We start from the raw sequence: 5,361 nt of genomic DNA, 5'->3' as shown, positions 1-5,361 counted from the left end.
GTCAAGTGTTTGAAGTGAAACGAAAAACTTCAAAATAAACGCTTGACAGACTCTGAGGAAAGCGTAGAATGCGCGCCTCGGTTGAGACGAAAAGTTCTTGACCAACCGCTCTTTAACAATTGAATCAAGCAATTCGTGTGGGTGCTTGTGAGCTCAGACTGATAGTCAGAAAGATTATCAGCATCACAAGTGACTGCACGAAAATCGAAAGATTTGAAAGTAAGTCATTTGAGAATGCTGAGCCAAGTTTAGGGTTTTCTCAAAACCCAAGCAGTATTGAACTGAAGAGTTTGATCATGGCTCAGATTGAACGCTGGCGGCAGGCCTAACACATGCAAGTCGAGCGGATGAGAAGAGCTTGCTCTTCGATTCAGCGGCGGACGGGTGAGTAATACCTAGGAATCTGCCTGGTAGTGGGGGACAACGTTTCGAAAGGAACGCTAATACCGCATACGTCCTACGGGAGAAAGCAGGGGACCTTCGGGCCTTGCGCTATCAGATGAGCCTAGGTCGGATTAGCTAGTTGGTGAGGTAATGGCTCACCAAGGCTACGATCCGTAACTGGTCTGAGAGGATGATCAGTCACACTGGAACTGAGACACGGTCCAGACTCCTACGGGAGGCAGCAGTGGGGAATATTGGACAATGGGCGAAAGCCTGATCCAGCCATGCCGCGTGTGTGAAGAAGGTCTTCGGATTGTAAAGCACTTTAAGTTGGGAGGAAGGGCAGTAAGCGAATACCTTGCTGTTTTGACGTTACCGACAGAATAAGCACCGGCTAACTCTGTGCCAGCAGCCGCGGTAATACAGAGGGTGCAAGCGTTAATCGGAATTACTGGGCGTAAAGCGCGCGTAGGTGGTTCGTTAAGTTGGATGTGAAATCCCCGGGCTCAACCTGGGAACTGCATCCAAAACTGGCGAGCTAGAGTAGGGCAGAGGGTGGTGGAATTTCCTGTGTAGCGGTGAAATGCGTAGATATAGGAAGGAACACCAGTGGCGAAGGCGACCACCTGGGCTCATACTGACACTGAGGTGCGAAAGCGTGGGGAGCAAACAGGATTAGATACCCTGGTAGTCCACGCCGTAAACGATGTCAACTAGCCGTTGGAATCCTTGAGATTTTAGTGGCGCAGCTAACGCATTAAGTTGACCGCCTGGGGAGTACGGCCGCAAGGTTAAAACTCAAATGAATTGACGGGGGCCCGCACAAGCGGTGGAGCATGTGGTTTAATTCGAAGCAACGCGAAGAACCTTACCAGGCCTTGACATCCAATGAACTTTCCAGAGATGGATTGGTGCCTTCGGGAACATTGAGACAGGTGCTGCATGGCTGTCGTCAGCTCGTGTCGTGAGATGTTGGGTTAAGTCCCGTAACGAGCGCAACCCTTGTCCTTAGTTACCAGCACGTTATGGTGGGCACTCTAAGGAGACTGCCGGTGACAAACCGGAGGAAGGTGGGGATGACGTCAAGTCATCATGGCCCTTACGGCCTGGGCTACACACGTGCTACAATGGTCGGTACAGAGGGTCGCCAAGCCGCGAGGTGGAGCTAATCTCACAAAACCGATCGTAGTCCGGATCGCAGTCTGCAACTCGACTGCGTGAAGTCGGAATCGCTAGTAATCGCGAATCAGAATGTCGCGGTGAATACGTTCCCGGGCCTTGTACACACCGCCCGTCACACCATGGGAGTGGGTTGCACCAGAAGTAGCTAGTCTAACCTTCGGGAGGACGGTTACCACGGTGTGATTCATGACTGGGGTGAAGTCGTAACAAGGTAGCCGTAGGGGAACCTGCGGCTGGATCACCTCCTTAATCGACGACATCAGCTGTCTCATAAGCTCCCACACGAATTGCTTGATTCATTGAAGAAGACGATTAGGTTAGCAACCTTCGATTGGGTCTGTAGCTCAGTTGGTTAGAGCGCACCCCTGATAAGGGTGAGGTCGGCAGTTCGAATCTGCCCAGACCCACCAATTTGCTGGGGCCATAGCTCAGCTGGGAGAGCGCCTGCCTTGCACGCAGGAGGTCAGCGGTTCGATCCCGCTTGGCTCCACCACCCCGCTTGCCAGTTTGTCAAAGCTTAGAAATGAATATTCGCGTCGAATATTGATTTCTGAACTTTATCAGAATCGTTCTTTAAAAATTTGGGTATGTGATAGAAAGATAGACTGGACAGCACTTTCACTGGTGTGTGTTCAGGCTAAGGTAAAATTTGTGAGTAATTACAAGTTTTCGGCGAATGTTGTCTTCACAGTATAACCAGATTGCTTGGGGTTATATGGTCAAGTGAAGAAGCGCATACGGTGGATGCCTTGGCAGTCAGAGGCGATGAAAGACGTGGTAGCCTGCGATAAGCTTCGGGGAGTCGGCAAACAGACTTTGATCCGGAGATCTCTGAATGGGGGAACCCACCTGGCATAAGTCAGGTATCTTGTACTGAATACATAGGTGCAAGAGGCGAACCAGGGGAACTGAAACATCTAAGTACCCTGAGGAAAAGAAATCAACCGAGATTCCCTTAGTAGTGGCGAGCGAACGGGGACTAGCCCTTAAGTGGCTTTGAGATTAGCGGAACGCTCTGGAAAGTGCGGCCATAGTGGGTGATAGCCCTGTACGCGAAAATCTCTTAGTCATGAAATCGAGTAGGACGGAGCACGAGAAACTTTGTCTGAATATGGGGGGACCATCCTCCAAGGCTAAATACTACTGACTGACCGATAGTGAACCAGTACCGTGAGGGAAAGGCGAAAAGAACCCCGGAGAGGGGAGTGAAATAGATCCTGAAACCGTATGCGTACAAGCAGTGGGAGCCTACTTTGTTAGGTGACTGCGTACCTTTTGTATAATGGGTCAGCGACTTATATTCAGTGGCGAGCTTAACCGAATAGGGGAGGCGTAGCGAAAGCGAGTCTTAATAGGGCGTTTAGTCGCTGGGTATAGACCCGAAACCGGGCGATCTATCCATGGGCAGGTTGAAGGTTAGGTAACACTGACTGGAGGACCGAACCGACTACCGTTGAAAAGTTAGCGGATGACCTGTGGATCGGAGTGAAAGGCTAATCAAGCTCGGAGATAGCTGGTTCTCCTCGAAAGCTATTTAGGTAGCGCCTCATGTATCACTGTAGGGGGTAGAGCACTGTTTCGGCTAGGGGGTCATCCCGACTTACCAAACCGATGCAAACTCCGAATACCTACAAGTGCCGAGCATGGGAGACACACGGCGGGTGCTAACGTCCGTCGTGAAAAGGGAAACAACCCAGACCGTCAGCTAAGGTCCCAAAGTTATGGTTAAGTGGGAAACGATGTGGGAAGGCTTAGACAGCTAGGAGGTTGGCTTAGAAGCAGCCACCCTTTAAAGAAAGCGTAATAGCTCACTAGTCGAGTCGGCCTGCGCGGAAGATGTAACGGGGCTCAAACCATACACCGAAGCTACGGGTATCACTTAGGTGATGCGGTAGAGGAGCGTTCTGTAAGCCTGTGAAGGTGAGTTGAGAAGCTTGCTGGAGGTATCAGAAGTGCGAATGCTGACATGAGTAACGACAATGGGAGTGAAAAACTCCCACGCCGAAAGACCAAGGTTTCCTGCGCAACGTTAATCGACGCAGGGTTAGTCGGTCCCTAAGGCGAGGCTGAAAAGCGTAGTCGATGGAAAACAGGTTAATATTCCTGTACTTCTGGTTATTGCGATGGAGGGACGGAGAAGGCTAGGCCAGCTTGGCGTTGGTTGTCCAAGTTTAAGGTGGTAGGCTGAGATCTTAGGTAAATCCGGGATCTTAAGGCCGAGAGCTGATGACGAGTTGCCATTAGGCGACGAAGTGGTTGATGCCATGCTTCCAAGAAAAGCTTCTAAGCTTCAGGTAACCAGGAACCGTACCCCAAACCGACACAGGTGGTTGGGTAGAGAATACCAAGGCGCTTGAGAGAACTCGGGTGAAGGAACTAGGCAAAATGGCACCGTAACTTCGGGAGAAGGTGCGCCGGTGAGGGTGAAGGACTTGCTCCGTAAGCTCATGCCGGTCGAAGATACCAGGCCGCTGCGACTGTTTATTAAAAACACAGCACTCTGCAAACACGAAAGTGGACGTATAGGGTGTGACGCCTGCCCGGTGCCGGAAGGTTAATTGATGGGGTTAGCTAACGCGAAGCTCTTGATCGAAGCCCCGGTAAACGGCGGCCGTAACTATAACGGTCCTAAGGTAGCGAAATTCCTTGTCGGGTAAGTTCCGACCTGCACGAATGGCGTAACGATGGCGGCGCTGTCTCCACCCGAGACTCAGTGAAATTGAAATCGCTGTGAAGATGCAGTGTATCCGCGGCTAGACGGAAAGACCCCGTGAACCTTTACTATAGCTTTGCACTGGACTTTGAATTTGCTTGTGTAGGATAGGTGGGAGGCTTTGAAGCGTGGACGCCAGTCTGCGTGGAGCCATCCTTGAAATACCACCCTGGCAACTTTGAGGTTCTAACTCAGGTCCGTTATCCGGATCGAGGACAGTGTATGGTGGGTAGTTTGACTGGGGCGGTCTCCTCCTAAAGAGTAACGGAGGAGTACGAAGGTGCGCTCAGACCGGTCGGAAATCGGTCGTAGAGTATAAAGGCAAAAGCGCGCTTGACTGCGAGACAGACACGTCGAGCAGGTACGAAAGTAGGTCTTAGTGATCCGGTGGTTCTGTATGGAAGGGCCATCGCTCAACGGATAAAAGGTACTCCGGGGATAACAGGCTGATACCGCCCAAGAGTTCATATCGACGGCGGTGTTTGGCACCTCGATGTCGGCTCATCACATCCTGGGGCTGAAGCCGGTCCCAAGGGTATGGCTGTTCGCCATTTAAAGTGGTACGCGAGCTGGGTTTAGAACGTCGTGAGACAGTTCGGTCCCTATCTGCCGTGGACGTTTGAGATTTGAGAGGGGCTGCTCCTAGTACGAGAGGACCGGAGTGGACGAACCTCTGGTGTTCCGGTTGTCACGCCAGTGGCATTGCCGGGTAGCTATGTTCGGAAGAGATAACCGCTGAAAGCATCTAAGCGGGAAACTTGCCTCAAGATGAGATCTCACTGGAGCCTTGAGCTCCCTGAAGGGCCGTCGAAGACTACGACGTTGATAGGTTGGGTGTGTAAGCGCTGTGAGGCGTTGAGCTAACCAATACTAATTGCCCGTGAGGCTTGACCATATAACACCCAAGCAATTTGCGTCGAACGACCAGATTGCGGTGTTGTGAAGACACAGTAAGCCGAAGATTTGTAACTCACGAACATCACATACCCGATTCGCTGGAGTGTCTGAACAAGACCTTCTGGCAACAGAATTTCTTGACGACCATAGAGCATTGGAACCACCTGATCCCATCCCGAACTCAG

General features: G+C 51.4%; 2 tRNA genes and 2 rRNA genes. All 4 read left to right on the top strand.

Features of this window, described 5'->3' with window-relative positions:
- Nucleotides 1-278 precede the first annotated feature (278 nt).
- The 4 genes from NJH59_RS25310 to NJH59_RS25295 all read left to right on the top strand — a co-directional run bounded on the left by NJH59_RS25310 (nucleotide 279) and on the right by NJH59_RS25295 (nucleotide 5,174).
- Nucleotides 279-1,815: ribosomal RNA gene (locus NJH59_RS25310) — 16S ribosomal RNA — on the top strand.
- A gap of 84 nt (nucleotides 1,816-1,899) precedes the next feature.
- Nucleotides 1,900-1,976: transfer RNA gene (locus NJH59_RS25305), tRNA-Ile, on the top strand.
- Nucleotides 1,977-1,983: 7 nt separating this feature from the next.
- A tRNA-Ala gene (locus NJH59_RS25300) sits at nucleotides 1,984-2,059 on the top strand.
- A gap of 224 nt (nucleotides 2,060-2,283) precedes the next feature.
- Nucleotides 2,284-5,174 (top strand): 23S ribosomal RNA (locus NJH59_RS25295).
- Together the 16S and 23S rRNA genes with 2 tRNA genes alongside form the textbook arrangement of a ribosomal RNA operon.
- The last annotated feature ends 187 nt before the right edge of the window (nucleotides 5,175-5,361 follow it).

The organism is Pseudomonas sp. VE 267-6A (genome assembly GCF_024126555.1).
GTDB lineage: Bacteria > Pseudomonadota > Gammaproteobacteria > Pseudomonadales > Pseudomonadaceae > Aquipseudomonas > Aquipseudomonas palmensis.
The sequence above is the reverse complement of the archived record's forward strand: the minus strand, read 5'-3'. Positions and strand labels throughout refer to the sequence as shown.